The organism is Rhizobium ruizarguesonis (assembly GCF_012349115.1).
Taxonomy (GTDB): Bacteria; Pseudomonadota; Alphaproteobacteria; order Rhizobiales; family Rhizobiaceae; genus Rhizobium; species Rhizobium ruizarguesonis.
The window spans coordinates 1-16,574 of sequence record NZ_PQIG01000129.1 but is presented as its reverse complement, the minus strand read 5'-3'; the positions used below and the strand labels follow the sequence as shown (position 1 = coordinate 16,574).

At 59.2% G+C, this 16,574-nt stretch carries 18 protein-coding genes; 10 read left to right on the top strand and 8 right to left on the bottom strand.

Going from position 1 to position 16,574, the window contains the following annotated elements; translation table 11 throughout:
- Nucleotides 1–131: 131 nt before the first annotated feature.
- Nucleotides 132–563, top strand: a complete 432-nt coding sequence (locus C3Y91_RS34530; protein WP_024320699.1) for an HIT family protein — start codon at nucleotides 132–134, stop codon at nucleotides 561–563.
- A 57-nt stretch (nucleotides 564–620) separates the two neighbouring features.
- A complete protein-coding gene (locus tag C3Y91_RS34525; protein ID WP_018073449.1) occupies nucleotides 621–911 on the top strand; it encodes a Dabb family protein in 291 nt (96 codons plus the stop codon).
- 72 nt (nucleotides 912–983) lie between these two features.
- On the opposite strand, the gene clpA is transcribed toward C3Y91_RS34525, so the two are convergent.
- The 6 genes from clpA to C3Y91_RS34495 form a co-directional block, all read right to left on the bottom strand.
- Entirely contained in the window at nucleotides 984–3,476 is a 2,493-nt protein-coding gene (gene clpA, locus C3Y91_RS34520; RefSeq protein WP_018073448.1) for an ATP-dependent Clp protease ATP-binding subunit ClpA, read from the bottom strand.
- 10 nt (nucleotides 3,477–3,486) lie between these two features.
- Nucleotides 3,487–3,837 (bottom strand): ATP-dependent Clp protease adapter ClpS, encoded by a 351-nt coding sequence (gene clpS, locus C3Y91_RS34515; RefSeq protein ID WP_017988219.1) that lies wholly within the window; start codon nucleotides 3,835–3,837, stop codon nucleotides 3,487–3,489.
- Nucleotides 3,838–4,113: 276 nt separating this feature from the next.
- Nucleotides 4,114–4,485, bottom strand: coding sequence for a phasin family protein (locus C3Y91_RS34510; RefSeq protein WP_018073447.1), 372 nt, complete (start codon nucleotides 4,483–4,485; stop codon nucleotides 4,114–4,116).
- A gap of 274 nt (nucleotides 4,486–4,759) precedes the next feature.
- Nucleotides 4,760–4,963: a DUF3126 family protein gene (locus C3Y91_RS38485; protein ID WP_003539277.1), complete on the bottom strand. Its 204-nt coding sequence runs from the start codon at nucleotides 4,961–4,963 to the stop codon at nucleotides 4,760–4,762.
- 140 nt (nucleotides 4,964–5,103) lie between these two features.
- Nucleotides 5,104–5,937, bottom strand: a complete 834-nt coding sequence (gene cysE, locus C3Y91_RS34500) for a serine O-acetyltransferase (RefSeq protein WP_011651805.1) — start codon at nucleotides 5,935–5,937, stop codon at nucleotides 5,104–5,106.
- 128 nt (nucleotides 5,938–6,065) lie between these two features.
- The gene (locus C3Y91_RS34495; RefSeq protein WP_024320698.1) at nucleotides 6,066–6,851 is read right to left on the bottom strand and encodes an alpha/beta fold hydrolase; all 786 of its coding nucleotides are present in this window, start codon (nucleotides 6,849–6,851) and stop codon (nucleotides 6,066–6,068) included.
- Between the two features lie 158 nt (nucleotides 6,852–7,009).
- Here C3Y91_RS34495 and C3Y91_RS34490 point away from each other — a divergent pair, with 158 nt between their 5' ends.
- The gene (locus tag C3Y91_RS34490) at nucleotides 7,010–7,255 is read left to right on the top strand and encodes a zinc-finger domain-containing protein (protein WP_018073445.1); all 246 of its coding nucleotides are present in this window, start codon (nucleotides 7,010–7,012) and stop codon (nucleotides 7,253–7,255) included.
- Nucleotides 7,256–7,282: 27 nt separating this feature from the next.
- A complete protein-coding gene (locus C3Y91_RS34485) occupies nucleotides 7,283–8,437 on the top strand; it encodes an FAD-dependent monooxygenase (RefSeq protein WP_024320697.1) in 1,155 nt (384 codons plus the stop codon).
- 31 nt (nucleotides 8,438–8,468) lie between these two features.
- On the opposite strand, the gene C3Y91_RS34480 is transcribed toward C3Y91_RS34485, so the two are convergent.
- Nucleotides 8,469–9,659, bottom strand: coding sequence for a cystathionine beta-lyase (locus C3Y91_RS34480; RefSeq protein ID WP_018073443.1), 1,191 nt, complete (start codon nucleotides 9,657–9,659; stop codon nucleotides 8,469–8,471).
- Nucleotides 9,660–10,020: 361 nt separating this feature from the next.
- Between C3Y91_RS34480 and C3Y91_RS34475 the strand changes: the two genes are divergently transcribed.
- The 4 genes from C3Y91_RS34475 (at nucleotide 10,021) to C3Y91_RS34460 (ending at nucleotide 14,317) form a co-directional block, all read left to right on the top strand.
- Nucleotides 10,021–11,046 (top strand): amino acid ABC transporter substrate-binding protein, encoded by a 1,026-nt coding sequence (locus C3Y91_RS34475; protein ID WP_024320696.1) that lies wholly within the window; start codon nucleotides 10,021–10,023, stop codon nucleotides 11,044–11,046.
- A gap of 103 nt (nucleotides 11,047–11,149) precedes the next feature.
- The gene (locus tag C3Y91_RS34470) at nucleotides 11,150–12,352 is read left to right on the top strand and encodes an amino acid ABC transporter permease (RefSeq protein ID WP_024320695.1); all 1,203 of its coding nucleotides are present in this window, start codon (nucleotides 11,150–11,152) and stop codon (nucleotides 12,350–12,352) included.
- A gap of 1 nt (nucleotide 12,353) precedes the next feature.
- The gene (locus C3Y91_RS34465) at nucleotides 12,354–13,508 is read left to right on the top strand and encodes an amino acid ABC transporter permease (RefSeq protein WP_024320694.1); all 1,155 of its coding nucleotides are present in this window, start codon (nucleotides 12,354–12,356) and stop codon (nucleotides 13,506–13,508) included.
- A gap of 35 nt (nucleotides 13,509–13,543) precedes the next feature.
- A complete protein-coding gene (locus C3Y91_RS34460) occupies nucleotides 13,544–14,317 on the top strand; it encodes an amino acid ABC transporter ATP-binding protein (protein ID WP_018073440.1) in 774 nt (257 codons plus the stop codon).
- A gap of 161 nt (nucleotides 14,318–14,478) precedes the next feature.
- On the opposite strand, the gene C3Y91_RS34455 is transcribed toward C3Y91_RS34460, so the two are convergent.
- Nucleotides 14,479–15,144 (bottom strand): hypothetical protein, encoded by a 666-nt coding sequence (locus C3Y91_RS34455; RefSeq protein ID WP_130661506.1) that lies wholly within the window; start codon nucleotides 15,142–15,144, stop codon nucleotides 14,479–14,481.
- A gap of 401 nt (nucleotides 15,145–15,545) precedes the next feature.
- On the opposite strand from C3Y91_RS34455, the gene C3Y91_RS34450 reads away from it, so the two are divergent.
- Both C3Y91_RS34450 and C3Y91_RS34445 read left to right on the top strand, forming a co-directional pair.
- Nucleotides 15,546–15,974, top strand: a complete 429-nt coding sequence (locus tag C3Y91_RS34450; RefSeq protein ID WP_018073439.1) for a DUF3597 domain-containing protein — start codon at nucleotides 15,546–15,548, stop codon at nucleotides 15,972–15,974.
- Between the two features lie 212 nt (nucleotides 15,975–16,186).
- On the top strand, nucleotides 16,187–16,498 hold the full coding sequence (locus C3Y91_RS34445; RefSeq protein ID WP_130681589.1) for a hypothetical protein: 312 nt from the start codon (nucleotides 16,187–16,189) through the stop codon (nucleotides 16,496–16,498).
- Nucleotides 16,499–16,574 lie beyond the last annotated feature (76 nt).

The following is a 16,574-nucleotide window of genomic DNA, read 5'->3' as shown; positions in this document are numbered from 1 at the left end:
CGATCAACGACGCATATTCCTTAAATCGGAATCGATTTAAGGATAAAACTATGCAGCAATTCAAAGCGCTACAGCGTCCTTTGCGCGTCTGAAAAGACGCGCGGCGCTGTGAAAAACGAGGAGATTTCGTGATGACCAGCCCGGCCGCTTATGACGACAACAACATCTTCGCCAAGATCCTCCGCGGCGAAATCCCCTCGCACCGGGTTTACGAGGACGAGTATACCATCGCGTTCATGGATGTGATGCCGCAGGCGCCGGGCCACGTGCTCGTCCTTCCCAAGGCGCCGTCGCGCAATCTCCTCGATGCCGATCCAGCCACCCTCACCCATGCGATATCAGTCGTCCAGAAGATCGCCAATGCGGTCAAGGACGTCTTCGACGCCGATGGCGTGTTCATCGCCCAGTTCAACGAACCGGCGGCCGGGCAAACGGTGTTCCATCTGCATTTCCACGTCATCCCGCGGCATGAGGGCGCGGCCCTCAAGCCGCATTCCGGCAAGATGGAGGACGGTGCCGTGCTCGCCGCCAACGCCGAAAAGATCAGGGCCGCGCTGGCGTAGGGTCAACACCTGTCGATTTCAGAGAATTCAATCCAGACAATCATTTGGAACAAGATCATGATCCGCCACACGGTCGCATTCCGACTTAAGCACGAATCCGGCTCGGCTGAAGAAAAGTCATTCCTCGCCGACGCGCTGGTGCTTGCCAATATCCCGAGCGTGCGGAATTTCGAGCAGCTCCGGCAGACAAGCCGGAAAAACGATTTCACCTTCGGCCTCTCGATGGAGTTCGACGATCAGGCTGGCTATGACGCCTATAACGTCCATCCACTGCATGTTGCCTTCGTGCGCGACCGCTGGGTGCCCGAGGTCGCCGACTTTCTCGAGATCGACTACACCAGGCTCTGAAAAGGGCGCATGCAGATCCGAAAACGAAAAAGGCCGCAGTGACGCGGCCTTTTCCAATTCGGTGACGGTATCTTACTTCTTGCGTGGAACCTTCGGAACCGCGCTTCCCTTCTTCGGGGCGTCGCGAACCTCGGGCTCGGCCTGCGGCACTGCTTTGGCGCGGGTCTTGCGGGCCGCCTTCGTCTTCAGCTCGCCGTCATCCCCATCATCGCCTTCGGGATGCACGACTTCGGCTTCGGGCTTCGGCTTGATCGGCGCCGTTTCCGAGATGGCTTCGAGCACGATGCCAGGCTTGCCGTCTTCCTTCGGGCCGACGGTGACGTTGACGACACCGCCCTTCTTCAGCTTGCCGAAGAGGATTTCGTTGGCGAGCGGCTTCTTGATCGTATCCTGAATGACGCGAGCAAGCGGGCGGGCGCCCATCTTCTCGTCGTAACCCTTTTCCGCCAGCCATGCGATCGCATCCTCGTGCAGGTCGAAGGTGACGTTCCTTTCGGAAAGCTGGGCCTCCAGCTGCATGATGAACTTCTGCACGACCTTGTGGATAACGGCTGTCGGCAACGCCGCGAAAGGAATGATCGCGTCGAGACGGTTGCGGAATTCCGGCGTGAACAGACGGGTCAGCGCCTCCTCGTCCTCGCCGGTGCGCTTGGACGAACCGAAGCCGATCGCCGCCTTGGCCATTTCGGATGCGCCCGCATTGGTCGTCATGATCAGGATGACGTTGCGGAAATCGATCTTCTTGCCGTTATGGTCGGTCAGCGTGCCGTGGTCCATGACCTGCAGCAGGATATTGTAGATGTCGGGATGCGCCTTCTCGATTTCGTCGAGCAGCACCACGCAATGCGGATGCTGATCGACGCCATCTGTGAGAAGGCCGCCCTGGTCGAAGCCGACATAGCCGGGAGGCGCGCCGAGTAGACGCGAAACCGTGTGCCGCTCCATATATTCCGACATGTCGAAACGCAGGAGTTCGACGCCGAGCGATGATGCCAGCTGCTTTGCCACCTCGGTCTTGCCGACGCCGGTCGGACCGGAGAAGACATAGGCGCCGATCGGTTTGTTCGGCTCGCGAAGACCGGCGCGCGCCAGCTTGATCGAAGTCGAAAGGGCTTCGATGGCGATATCCTGGCCGTAGACGACCGAGCGCAGTTCCTTCTCGAGATTGGCAAGCACGGCTTCATCGTCCTTGGAGACGGTCTTCGGCGGAATGCGCGCCATCGTCGCGACCGTCGCCTCGATCTCCTTTTCGGTGATCAGCTTGCGGCGCTTGGACGGCGGCAGCAGCATCTGCGCCGCACCGGTTTCGTCGATCACGTCGATAGCCTTGTCGGGCAGTTTGCGGTCGGAGATGTAGCGGGCCGACAATTCGACGGCCGACTTGATGGCGTCGTTCGAATAACGCAGGTGGTGATACTCTTCGAAATAGGGCTTCAAGCCCTTCATGATCTCGATCGCATCTTCGATCGACGGCTCGCTGACGTCGATCTTCTGGAAACGACGGACCAGCGCCCGATCCTTCTCGAAGAACTGGCGGTATTCCTTGTAGGTGGTCGAACCAATGCAGCGAATCGCGCCCGATGACAGGGCGGGCTTCAGGAGGTTCGATGCATCCATTGCGCCGCCCGAGGTGGCGCCGGCGCCGATCACCGTGTGGATCTCGTCGATAAAGAGCACGGCGCCTGGATATTCTTCCAGTTCCTTGACGACCTGCTTCAGGCGTTCCTCGAAATCGCCGCGGTAGCGCGTGCCGGCCAAGAGCGTGCCCATGTCGAGCGAAAAGATCGTTGCATCGGCGAGCGCTTCCGGAACCTTGCCTTCGACGATGCGCTTGGCAAGGCCTTCGGCGATCGCCGTCTTGCCGACGCCGGGATCACCGACATAGAGCGGATTGTTCTTCGAACGGCGGCACAGGATCTGGATCGTGCGGCTCACTTCAGCGTGACGGCCGATCAGCGGATCGATCTTGCCGCCCTTGGCTTTCTCGTTGAGATTGACGCAATAGGCCTTGAGCGCGTCCTGCTGCTTTTTGGGGCCGCCCTCTTCCTCGCCGCCGCGCGCCGTCGGCTTGCTGCTTTCGGCTTCGTCCTCGGCGCCGCGCGGGGGACGCGCTTCCGAAACGCCCGGGCGCTTGCCGATGCCGTGGGAGATATAGTTGACGGCATCGTAGCGGGTCATCTCCTGCTCCTGCAGGAAATAAGCGGCGTGGCTTTCGCGCTCGGCGAAGATCGCGACGAGCACGTTGGCGCCAGTCACCTCTTCGCGGCCGGACGATTGCACGTGGATGACGGCACGCTGGATGACGCGCTGGAAGCCGGAGGTCGGCTTCGAATCCTCGTCATAACCGGTGATCAGGTTGGAAAGTTCGTTATCGACATATTCGACGAGCGTCTTGCGCAGCGCGTCGAGATCGACATTGCAGGCACCCATGACCGCGGCCGCATCGGCATCGTCGATCAGGGCGAGCAGCAGATGCTCGAGCGTCGCATATTCGTGGTGCCGCTCGTTGGCAAAGGTCAGTGCCTGATGGAGCGCCTTCTCTAAACTAGGCGAAAATGTTGGCACGTTCAGATCCTCACTTCTTTTCCATGACGCATTGCAGCGGATGCTGGTGCTGCCGGGCGAAGTCCATCACCTGGCTGACCTTCGTTTCCGCTACCTCGTATGTGAATATTCCGCATTCGCCGACGCCGTGGTTATGGACATGGAGCATGATGCGGGTGGCACTTTCACGATCCTTCTGAAAAAAACGCTCCAGAATATGAATGACGAATTCCATGGGAGTGTAGTCGTCATTCAAAAGCAGCACACGATAAAGATTGGGCTTCTTGGTCTTCGGCTTGGTGCGCGTGATGACCGAGGTTCGATTTGCGTTGTCCCCGTTCCTTTCGCTGTCGTTCTGCATCCGGATCGGCTTTGCGATCATTGTCATTCATTCCTCAAGCAATCCAGCGGAGCATGGGAGGGTGCTTTTCCCGCCGAATATCTGAAACACTAACTTAGTTCATAATAGGCTGATTTTAAGCCCCCTGTCAGACACTGCAATCAAGAAATGGCCGGCATGCACGGGAAAGACCAAAAAAGTCCCCGGTCGATCCCATGCGGGCGCTGCAGCGAAAGTGGAAACAAAAAGACCGGCTACAGATGCGTAGCCGGTCTTCATTTTTCAATATGTAGCGCAGGTTGCGCCTTTGAAATCAGTTCAAGCAGCAGCAGGCGTCGCCGCCGACACCGACTTGGCGGTCTTGACGACCGCGGCGGCGATCGGTGCCTCATAGGGCTTGTAGGCTGATTTGGCTAGATCGGCATACATCTCACTGAGCTTCGTCGTCTCGGAGACAAAGCCTTCAAAATACGCCTTGACGTAGCTCGTCTGCAGCTCGAAGGCAGCCTCGAAGCTCTTGACGCCGGCCAGCGTTTCGAAATGCGTCACCGCGTCCTGAAAAGATTTCTTCGAATATTCAGTGGCTTCTGCGGCGATTGCCTGAAAGCCCTTGGACGTGTCGGTATAGGTCTTCAGGGCCGTGTCGACGGCTTCCTTGCTCTTCTTGTTGGCGTCTTCAAAGTTGAACATGAGCCATCCTCCGTTGGGCTGTTGGTGGCCGCAGGGTAGCTGCAATGCACAAATAGTCAAGTAGTCTTGTGCGTTGCAAAACATCCAAGGGTTGCATTACAATAACATAACAAAGGCAGCGCGCCGGGGCACGTACGTCTTTAACTGATTTTGCTAAAATATATCAGAATGCCGCAACCGGAAGTTTTGAATAAATTCTCGTTGCGAATCGAAAAAACGAAAAAAGGACCGAACGGATCGCGCCGTTCGGTCCTTTTGAAGCTTTCGAACGCGATCAGAGATCGACGTCGAGGATCGCCATCGAAAAGTTGTAGGAGCGGTCGCCGTCCTCGTCATCGATATAGACGACACCCAGAAATTCTTCGCCGAGATAGACTTCCGCAGAATCATCCTTGCGCGGACGCGCCTTGACGATCATCTGTGGATTGAACATGCGCTTGAAATAGGCGTCGAGCTTCTTGATTTCTTCTGGCTTCACTCTGTCATCTCCGTAAGCAGTCTTGATTGGCCGCTTCTTGCACAGGAAATGCAGCGGTGTAAAGGCAAGGTTGCCGTTTGCTCATGGCCCTCCCCGCTCGGATCCCGCCGACTTTTCCTATCCTTGTTTCCAACGAGCGCTCAAATATCGGCGCCGATTACCTGGTCCATGTTGCGCGACGGCTCGGAACAACCGGCCTCCCCTACGACCTTGGCCGGCACGCCCGCGACCGTCTTCTTGGGTGGCACCGCCTTCAGGACGACAGAGCCGGCGGCGACGCGTGAGCAGTAGCCGATCTCGATATTGCCGAGGATCTTGGCGCCGGCACCGATCATGACGCCAGAGCCGATCTTCGGATGGCGGTCGGCGCCCTCCTTGCCGGTGCCGCCGAGTGTGACACCGTGCAGGATCGAGACGTTGTCGCCGATGACGGCCGTCTCGCCGACGACGAGGCCGGTGGCGTGATCGAGGAAGATGCCCTTGCCGATCCGGGCGGCCGGATTGATGTCGGTCTGGAAGACGCTGGAGGAGCGGCTCTGCAGATAGAGCGCGAAATCGCGCCGGCCGCGGTTCAGCAGCCAATGGGCCAGACGATGTGTCTGCAGCGCATGGAAGCCCTTGAAATAAAGCACCGCCTCCATGAAGCGCAGGCATGCGGGATCGCGGTCATAGATCGCCTGGATATCGACGCGCAGGATGGAGCTCCAGTCAGGCCAGTCGAGAAGCATTTCCTCGAAGGTCTGGCGAAGCAGGTTCGCCTGCATGTCGGGATGATCGAGACGTTCGCAGATGCGGTGGATGACGCATTCCTCGAGCGAATGGTAGTTGATCACCGTAGAATAGAGGAAGGCGGCGAGAACCGGATCCCGTTCGGCGGCGAGCCGGGCTTCCTCGCGCAGGCTGTCCCAGATGGGATCCATCACCTTCAGCGGATGGCCTGTCTCAAAAGCACGGATGTCAGTCTTTGCGACCATCGCCGCTCTCCTCGTTGCCGGAAGGAATGCCGTTTTCGGAATGCCAATATATAGAGGAAAACGCCAATAACATAAATGGGTGCCGTCGCCATGGTTTTTTAGCATGGTTTTTCGGCATCACGATGTTGTCAGCGATGGGCGACCCTTGCATAGAAGGCCAGCACCGCCTGCTTGAAAACCCTGTCGCCGACGGCGAGCATATGATCGCGGCCCGGAATATCGAGCGCTTCGGCATTTTGCATCAGCGCCGCCAATTCCTGCGGCGAGCCGGCGATATCATCCTTGGTGCCGACGCCGATCAGCGTCGGCATGTCGATCTTGGCCATATCGGAACGGGCAACGAGATCGCGCGAGCCGCGGATGCAGTCGGCAAGGGCGACGCGGTCACTCTTCGTCTGCTCGGCGAAGGCGCGGAACATCCGGCCGCGGGCATGCGTCACCGCGTCGAGCGAGGGAGCCAGCAGCGCATCGGCGATCGGGTCCCAGTCACCGACGCCGTCCGTCATGCCGATGCCGAGGCCGCCGAGAACCAGCGAACGGACCCGATGCGGATTGGCAAGTGCGGCAAAGACGGAAATGCGTGCGCCCATCGAATAGCCCATGACATTTGCTTCCGGGATGCCGAGATGGTCGAGCAGCGCGATCGCATCGCCGGCCATGATCCATGGACGATAGGCTTCGGCATCGTGCGGCTTGCCGCTTGCGCCGTGGCCGCGATTGTCCATGGCGATCACCCGGTAGCCGGCGTCACCGAGCGTCTTCAGCCAGCCCGGATGCACCCAGTTGACGATTGCGGTCGAGGCAAAGCCGTGGATCAACAACACGGGCACACCGGCCGGATCGCCCTCATCGAAGAAGGCGAGCTGCAATCCGTCATGGGTGAAGCTTGAAAATGCGGGTGTATTCAGGTTCATCGGGCCTTCCTTTTTGGCGCGACCATAGTCGAGCGGCCTTTCATCGTGAAGCCAAAAACTGCGGCTAAAAACTGTGCCCGGCGCGGCGGTTTGGCTCTACACATTTGCGGCGAAGGCTTATAAGGTTCGCGCACATTTCAAAGCATTCGGAGAGCGACATGGCCGGCCACAACATTCCCCACTTCCAGAACGACGGCGGTCACCACGTTATCGAAGTCGGCGTCAAGGAATTCATGTGCACCGGCGCTTCGGCTCCCTTCGATCATCCGCATATCTTCATCGACATGGGCGACGACAACGAGAAGGTCTGTTCCTATTGCTCGACGCTCTATCGCTTCAATTCCGCGCTCAAGCCCAGCCAGACCAATCCGGCCGGTTGCGTTTTCCACGTGAAGGCGGCGTAGTCAGTCCAGATCCGGATCGGACGGAGAATGCCGGTCGAACATGCCGCCATCATCGGCGCCGGGATATCAGGGCTGACAGCTGCCCTTGCGCTTTCGCGCCGGGGTATCAGTTCGGAGATCTTCGAGCAGGCGGGCGAACTCACCGACGTCGGCGCCGGATTGCAGGTTTCGCCGAACGCCTCCCGCATCCTTGCCGAATTCGGTATCCTTGAAGGACTGTCAAAGGTCTGGCTCGAGCCGGACGCGATCCGGCTGATATCGGGCAGTTCGCTTCGCCAGCTCGCGGCGGTGCCGGCTGGTAAATTTGCGCGGGAACGCTGGGGCGCTCCCTATGGCGTCCTGCACCGCACCACATTGCAAAAAGCCCTTTTGGCTGCGGTTACGGCCGATCCGCTCTGCCGGCTTCACCTCGGCGTGCGGATGGACACGACCCCACCGCCTTTCGAGCGGGCGGCCGATGTCGTCATCGGCGCCGACGGCGTCTGGTCAAAGCTTCGGCAATCCGTTGTGGGCAGCCCCTCGCCGCGTTTTTCCGGCAATATCGCCTATCGCTTTACCATTCCCGAAAATGAGGCGCCTGGTTTCCTCGACCGGGCAAGCGTTTCGGCTTTTCTCGGCGGTTCGGCACATCTCGTCTGCTACCCGCTCAGGGAGACCGGCAGCTTCAACATGGTGGCGATCACCGCCGGTAATATCGCGCCGCAGGCCTGGCAAAGCGAGACGACGGCCGAGCAGCGGGCGCAGCTGCGGGCGCGCCTTTCCGGCTGGAACGCCGCGATCGTCTCGCTGCTTGAAAAACACCGGAAGCTGACGTTCTGGCCGCTGTTCGAAACCACATCAGGCGCATGGCAGGACGGCCGAAAGACGATTCTGATCGGCGACGCCGCACATGCGATGATGCCGTTTGCCGCCCAGGGAGCGGCGATGGCGATCGAAGACGCCTACGAACTGGCCGCGTTTCTTTCGAACCGTCCCGTGGCGGAAGCGCTGGCGCTCTTCGAACGACATCGCGCGCCGCGCATCGCGAAGCTCCGCCAGCGCGGCGCCTTCAACCGGTTTGCCTATCATGCCAAAGGGCCGATCCGGATCGGCCGCGATCTCGTGCTCGGCCTCAAGCCGCCACTAAGCCTGGCGGCAGATCTCGACTGGATCTACGGTTATCGGGCTGCAGATCTGCCGTGAGCAGCTGCCAGCGACGACAAAGCGTGTCCGGTCAGATGGCGCTTGCGGCGGCAAATCCCCGCTCGATATCGGCCTTGAGGTCGGCCACGTCCTCGATGCCGATCTGCAGGCGGATGACCGGACCGTCCGTCGGCGCCTTGGCGACCGTGCGATCGTTGAGATAGGCGTGCAAGGCGAGGCTTTCATAGCCGCCCCAGGAATAACCGAGACCGAAAATCCTGAGCGCGTCGAGGAAGGCATGCGCCTTTGCCCTGGACTTCTCGGGGCCATCAGCGGCAAGCACGAAGGAAAAGATGCCGCTGGCGCCTTTGAAATCGCGCTTCCAGAGATGGTGGGAGGGGAAACTCGGCAGGGCCGGATGCAGTACGCGGGCGACATCCTCCCTGCCCTCCAGCCATTCCGCGATATCAAGCGCGCTTTCATAGTGCCGCTCGAGGCGCAGGCCCATGGTGCGCAATCCGCGCAGGATCTGGTAGGCATCATCGGGTGCGCCGCAGATGCCGAGCACACCGTTCGCCTCCTTCAGCCGCTCCCAATGCTCGGCATTGGCCGAAACGGTTCCGAGCAGAATATCGGAATGGCCGGACGGATATTTCGTCGATGCGTGGATCGAGATGTCGACGCCGTGATCGAGCGGCCTGAAATAGAGCGGCGTTGCCCAGGTATTGTCCATCATGACGACGGCGCCATGGCGGTGCGCAACCGCCGAGATCGCCGGAATATCCTGCATTTCGAAGGTATTGGAGCCTGGGGCCTCGGTATGGACGAGTTTCGTGTTCGGCCGGAACAATGCCTCGATGCCGGCGCCGATCTCCGGATCGTAATATTCCACCTCGACGCCGAGGCGCTTCAACATCGTGTCGCAGAAATGGCGGGTCGGACCATAGACCGAATCGACCACCAGCGCATGATCGCCGGCAGCGACGAAACCCAGGAACGGGATGGTGACGGCCGCAAGGCCCGAGGGGACGAGGATCGTGCCGGCCGAGCCTTCGAGCGCGTCGATCGCCTCGCAGAGCGCATCCGTCGTCGGTGTGCCGCGCGTTCCGTAGGTGTATTTCTGCGTACGCGTCTCCATCGCCCGCGCATTCGGAAACAACACCGTCGAGGCATGCACGACCGGCGGATTGATGAAGCCGTGATAGTCGAAAGGGTCGTTGCCGATATGCGTCAGGCGGGTGTTGATGCCGGCATTCTGCAGCAAGCTGTCTTTGTCTTTCATGTCGGGAATAGCCTTTGGCGAAGGGTCGCGAAACCAGACTTTTGGACGCCCCGCCGTTTCGGGTCAACCCCTTGAAGATCGGCTGCAGGCGAGGATCCGAAATGATGGAAATTTCGATTTTCGCGTTATTTTTCCGCAACCCGACGCCTATTTCATAGCCAACCGCCCATGAATGCAGCGCAATCTACCAAAATTCTGAATTTTGCCGCAATTATTGGGCGCGACACTTGACCATAGTGACATTTGCGACTGTGATAGGATCACTCGCGCCGGGAGGGTGTCGAGACAATGGGGGGGCGGCACGGATTGTCTGCACGCACTCTCCACAAGAAAAGATAAGACAACGGAAAAGGTTGGGAAAATGAAAAATAAGCTCCTGTCCGCCGCCATCGGCGCAGCAGTTTTGGCAGCTGGCGCCTCGGCCGCCTCCGCCACCACTCTCTCAGACGTCAAGGCAAAGGGTTTCGTTCAGTGCGGCGTCAATACCGGCCTTACCGGCTTTGCCGCACCTGACGCTTCCGGCAATTGGGCCGGCTTCGACGTCGACTTCTGCAAGGCCGTCGCTTCGGCCGTGTTCGGCGACCCCACCAAGGTCAAGTACACGCCGACAAACGCGAAGGAACGCTTCACCGCTCTGCAGTCCGGTGAAATCGACGTTCTCTCGCGCAATACGACCTGGACGATCAATCGCGACACCGCACTCGGCTTCAACTTCCGTCCTGTCACCTATTACGACGGCCAGGGCTTCATGGTTCGCAAGGGCCTGAACGTGAAGTCGGCTCTCGAACTCTCCGGCGCCGCAGTCTGCGTACAGTCAGGCACGACGACCGAACTGAACCTCGCCGATTACTTCAAGACGAACAATCTGCAGTACAATCCGGTCGTCTTCGAAAATCTTCCTGAGGTCAACGCGGCCTATGACGCCGGTCGTTGCGACGTTTACACGACCGACCAATCCGGTCTCTATTCGTTGCGTCTGACGCTGAAGAATCCCGACGAACACGTCATCCTTCCTGAGATCATCTCCAAGGAACCGCTTGGCCCGGCCGTCCGTCAGGGTGACGACCAGTGGTTCGACATCGTTTCCTGGACGGCTTATGCGCTGATCAATGCCGAAGAGTTCGGCATTACCCAGGCAAATGTCGACGAGATGAAGAACTCGCCGAACCCGGATATCAAGCGCTTCCTCGGCAGCGAGACCGACACCAAGATCGGCACCGATCTCGGCCTGACCAATGATTGGGCCGCCAACGTCATCAAGGGCGTCGGCAATTATGGCGAAATCTTCGAGCGCAACATCGGTCAGGGCAGCCCCCTCAAGATCGCGCGCGGCTTGAATGCTCTGTGGAACAAGGGCGGCATCCAGTACGCACCGCCGGTTCGTTAATCGAGCACTGGCATGAAATACCGGGAAGGCGGCCAAGCCGCCTTCCCGCTTCCAAAAAGCTAAAAAGAAAGCCCGAAAACGGGCACAAGGGGATTGGCGCGGCATGACGCATGAGGCTGTGGATACGACACCTTTGCATGGCACCGGCTGGAGTTTGCGGTCGGCAATGTACGACCCGAAATACCGGAGCATATTTTACCAGGTTCTAACAATCGTTGTTCTCGTGGGCTTTGTGTGGTGGGTGGCCCACAACACGGCCGTGAACCTTGCCCGCAGCAATACGGCATCGGGTTTCGGCTTTCTTCGCGGTCGCGCCGGTTTCGAAATCGGCCAGTCGCTGATCAGCTTTTCGAGTGACTCGACTTATGCGCGCGCACTTCTCGTCGGCATTCTGAATACCTTGCTGGTGGCGGTAACCGGGATCTTCACGGCGACCATCATCGGCTTCCTAATCGGGATCGGCCGGCTGTCGCGCAATTGGCTGATTGCCAAGCTCTGCACGGTCTATGTCGAGATTTTCCGCAACATTCCGCCGCTGCTCGTCATCTTTTTCTGGTACCTCGGCGTTCTTTCCGTCTTGCCGCAGCCGCGCGAGTCGGTGGGTCTGCCGTTCAACATGTTCCTCAACAACAGAGGACTAGCCTTCCCGAAGCCGATCTTCGAGACAGGTATGATAGCGGTCGGCATCGCCCTACTGATTGCGATTGTCGCCACCATCATCATCGTGCGCTGGGCCCACAAACGCCAAGCCGCAACCGGCCAACCGTTCCACACCGTATGGACGTCGATCGCGCTGATCGTCGGCTTGCCATTGCTGGTCTTCGTTGTCTCCGGCTTTCCGCTCACCTTCGACGTTCCGGTTGCCGGAAAATTCAACCTCACGGGCGGCTCCGTCGTCGGCCCCGAATTCATGTCGCTGTTTCTCGCTCTGTCCTTCTATACCGCCTCGTTCATCGCCGAGATCGTTCGCGGCGGCATTCGCGGCGTTGCAAAGGGACAATCCGAAGCAGCCGGCGCGCTGGGGCTGCATCCGTCGAGCGTGACGAGACTTGTCGTGGTGCCGCAGGCGCTGCGCATCATCATCCCGCCGCTGACGAGCCAGTACCTGAACCTGACCAAGAACTCCTCACTCGCCATCGCGATCGGTTTCTCGGATCTCGTTGCCGTCGGTGGCACGATCCTCAATCAGAGCGGTCAAGCGATCGAGATCGTCTGCATCTGGGGTATCGTCTATCTCAGCTTGAGCATTCTCACGTCGCTGTTCATGAATTGGTTCAATGCCAAGATGGCACTGGTGGAGAGATAAGATGTCGGTCGCCGATAAACCCTTTGTCAGAACGTCCATCCTTGTCGCCGAACCGCCGCCGCCCGGCGAGAGGGGAGCCGTCGCCTGGATACGTCGCAATCTCCTGGCAACTCCGAAGGACGTGATCCTGACGATCCTGGCTCTTGCGCTCATCGCATGGGCCGTGCCGCATCTCGTCAACTGGCTGTTCATTCAGGCCGTATGGTCAGGTCCGGACCGCACATTCTGCGCGACGACGATCCAGGGCGGCATCCAGCCTGACGGCTGGAGCGGTGCATGCTGGGCCTTCATCAGCGCCAAGTACGATCAGTTTATCTTCGGCCGCTATCCGCTCGATGAGCGTTGGAGGCCGGCGATCGTCGGGATCCTGTTCATTCTGCTGCTGGTTCCGATGTTGATCCCGTCGGCGCCGCGCAAGGGCCTGAACGCCATTCTTCTGTTCGCCGTCCTGCCGGTCATCGCCTTCTGGCTTCTTCACGGCGGCTTCGGCCTCGAAGTGGTGGATACTCCGCTCTGGGGCGGGTTGATGGTGACGCTCGTTCTGTCCTTTGTCGGTATTGCCGTCTCCTTACCCTGCGGCATTCTGCTTGCGCTGGGACGCCGCTCGAAGATGCCCGTCATCCGGATGCTCTGCGTTACCTTCATCGAGGTCATTCGAGGCGTTCCGCTGATCACCGTTCTGTTCATGGCAAGTGTCATGCTGCCGCTCTTCCTTCCCACAGGCTGGAACGTCGACAAACTGCTTCGGGCGCTGATCGGTGTGTCGATCTTCACATCGGCCTATATGGCGGAAGTGATCCGCGGCGGCCTTCAGGCGATCCCGAAGGGACAGTTCGAAGGCGCCGATTCACTTGGCCTCGGCTATTGGCAAAAGACCCGGCTGATCATCATGCCGCAGGCCATCAAGCTGGTGATCCCGAGCATCGTCAACACCTTCATCGGAACGTTCAAGGACACGTCGCTGGTCACCATTATCGGCATGTTCGATCTGCTTGGCATCGTCAAGCTGAACTTCTCCGATGCCAACTGGGCAAGCGCTGTCACGCCGATCACGGGTCTGATCTTCGCGGGCTTCATCTTCTGGCTATTCTGCTTCGGCATGTCGCGCTATTCAGGTTTCATGGAACGCCATCTCGATACCGGCCACAAACGATAAGAACGCTAAAACGATAAAAATGAGGGAAAATAGTCATGGCTGAAGCTCCAGCGAAAAAGCTCACCGTTTCCGCAACGGAAGTGGCGGTCGAGATCATCAACATGAACAAGTGGTACGGCGATTTCCACGTGCTGCGCGACATCAACCTGAAGGTCATGCGTGGCGAGCGCATCGTCATCGCCGGTCCGTCGGGCTCGGGCAAGTCGACGATGATCCGCTGCATCAATCGCCTGGAAGAGCATCAGAAGGGCAACATCATCGTCGATGGCACCGAGCTCACCAACGACCTGAAGAAGATCGACGAAGTCCGGCGCGAAGTCGGCATGGTGTTCCAGCACTTCAACCTCTTCCCGCACCTGACGATCCTCGAAAACTGCACGCTGGCGCCGATCTGGGTGCGCAAGATGCCGAAGAAGCAGGCCGAAGAAGTGGCCATGCACTTCCTCAAGCGGGTCAAGATTCCGGAGCAGGCCAACAAATATCCGGGCCAGCTCTCCGGCGGCCAGCAGCAGCGCGTGGCGATCGCCCGGTCGCTGTGCATGAACCCGAAGATCATGCTGTTCGACGAGCCGACCTCGGCGCTCGATCCCGAAATGATCAAGGAAGTGCTCGACACCATGGTGGGTCTTGCCGAGGAAGGCATGACCATGCTCTGCGTCACGCACGAAATGGGCTTTGCCCGCCAGGTCGCCAACCGCGTCATCTTCATGGACCAGGGCCAGATCGTCGAGCAGAATTCACCGGCCGAGTTCTTCGACAATCCGCAGCACGAACGCACCAAGCTGTTCCTCAGCCAGATCCTGCACTAAAGCGCGTCACGATCTTTCGGATTCGCTCCCCGCGCTTTAGGCCTTTGTTGTTGCGCATGTCATTGTCGCAAAACCGCTGCACACCTTTGCGCAACATGCCTTAGATCGAAGCAGCCTTTGAAAAGACCCGCCGAGCCGCTGGCTCGGCGGGTTTTGCATGTTCAGCGGGAGGCTGTCGCCTGCAGCAGACTGCAGAGACCGGCAAGGCCGGAATCACCGCCAGAGGCGGAGATATCGGCGCAACGGACGAGCATCTTGCGCTGGTCATTGACAGGCATGTTGCGGAAGGCCTCCAGGGTGCGTGTCTGCGACGCGCTGAGGGTGCTGCCGGGCGTCGCCGTGGCATTGCCGCCAGCTTCGTCTACGCGGCCGATAGCGAGATTGGCATCGACGCCATTACCGCTGCCGACCGAGGCCGTGGCCTTGGTATCGATTCCGTTCGAACCGCCGGTGTGCGCATTCAGATTGGCATTGACGCCGCGCCCGACGCCGAGCCTGGCGTTGGCGTCTGCGTCGACACCGCTGCCGCCGGCATTGGCCGTCGCATCGGCATTGACGCCGTTCGAGCCGCCAATCGAAGCCCCGACATCGGCGCTGACGGCATTGCCTGCATTCACCGACACACCGACATCGATCGCACGCGCATCGCTTGCCGTCATGGCAAGGAGGGCGCAGGTGGATGCGAGCACTGCAAAGGACAGTCTATGGTGGTTATGGGTCATGTTTTCCTCCGTTTCCATTCCGCCGAACGATCTGCCCGGCAGTCGAAAATCGAGGAACGCGCGTGCCTTCGATCGATCGGACGCCTGCAACTTCAGGACGTCCATGGCAAGGCAACGTGAAGGGATGACGAATGTTTCACAACACGGCGCGGCAAGTCGGTTCGGCGGCGTACGATGATGATTCACGGTTATTGAAGTGCGAATTATCTGCCCGACTGTGCCGAAAGCAAACATGTCGTGCAGCAACTGGAGAGCCGGCGGAGTATTTCCTCCCCATTGCGCCAGAAATCTTCGGAGCCCAGCAAGCAAAGCTCAGTTTGCGATACGGTTGGCGGCGATTGATCCATTTGCAACGTTTTCGCGCAGACCGACTACACCCTGCCCCCGAATTGACTTTTCCACCTCCGATTTAGATTGCTAAAAATAACTCCCCTTCCGTCTGGATATATCAGGCGGGAAGGCCATGTTTCAGCATGTTCTCATCTGATGGAACTGGAGGTTCAAGAATGGGCATTTTCGACAAAATCAAACATGCGATCTTCGGAGAGGCGAAAGCAGCTGAACCCGTTGCTGCCGGCGCGCCGAAGATAGAGCCAGCGCAAGCGCCTGCCTCACCGTCGGCAGCGCCCAGTCCGACGCCTGCGGCCTCTCCTGCTCAGAGCAAGCCGACCACAGCCACAATCGATATCGTGCCCATCCTCGACGCGGCTGTGAAGAAGAACGGCCAAAAACTCGATTGGCGCCACTCGATCGTGGACCTGATGAAGGCTGTCGGGATGGATGCAAGCCTGACCGAGCGCAAGGAACTTGCCGCTGAACTCGGCTATACCGGCGACACCAACGATTCCGCAAAAATGAACATGTGGCTGCACAAGGCGCTGATGAAGCGGCTTTCGGAAAATGGCGGCAAGGTTCCCGCCGATCTCTTGGATTGATCGGAACAAAATTGCTGCCGCCATCCTGTGGCGGCAGCTCTCAAGCCGCCGGTGCGCTTGGCGAGATGATCTCGCTCATTTCTCACGGTCGGCCATCCAGAAGATCACGCCGCGGATGTAGAGGCCGCAACAAGCGGGCCTTGCCCGCAGGCACTGGAACTAATAACATTCTGCTCGATACTTCGATAATCGATCAGGGGGGAATAAATCCAATGAGATTGATGGCAGTCGCTGGTCTTGCACTTAGTCTGGGCTGTATATCGGCCGCAGAATCTCCTTCAAACTATCAATCCTACAGCGGCATTCGGGTCGATACCGACAGGGTGCTCCTGGCTCGATACGATAAAGCGCTCCAGCGGTGCGTGCCGGAGGCAGGCTCATGGCGACGCGGCTCAACGGACCCGCACAGCCTCTATTACAACGCGGCTCTCAGAAGTTGCCTCTACAGGTACAGTTTCGTCGACAGGGGCGTCTACGCCTACCCCATCCCCAAGGTCTACTTCGATCATTTCCTGGATCGCTGAGAAGAGCCGAGCAGATCCAATCCGCCGTAGGCGTTCAGAGGCCCATCAAACAAAAACCCCGCCATTATGGCGGGGG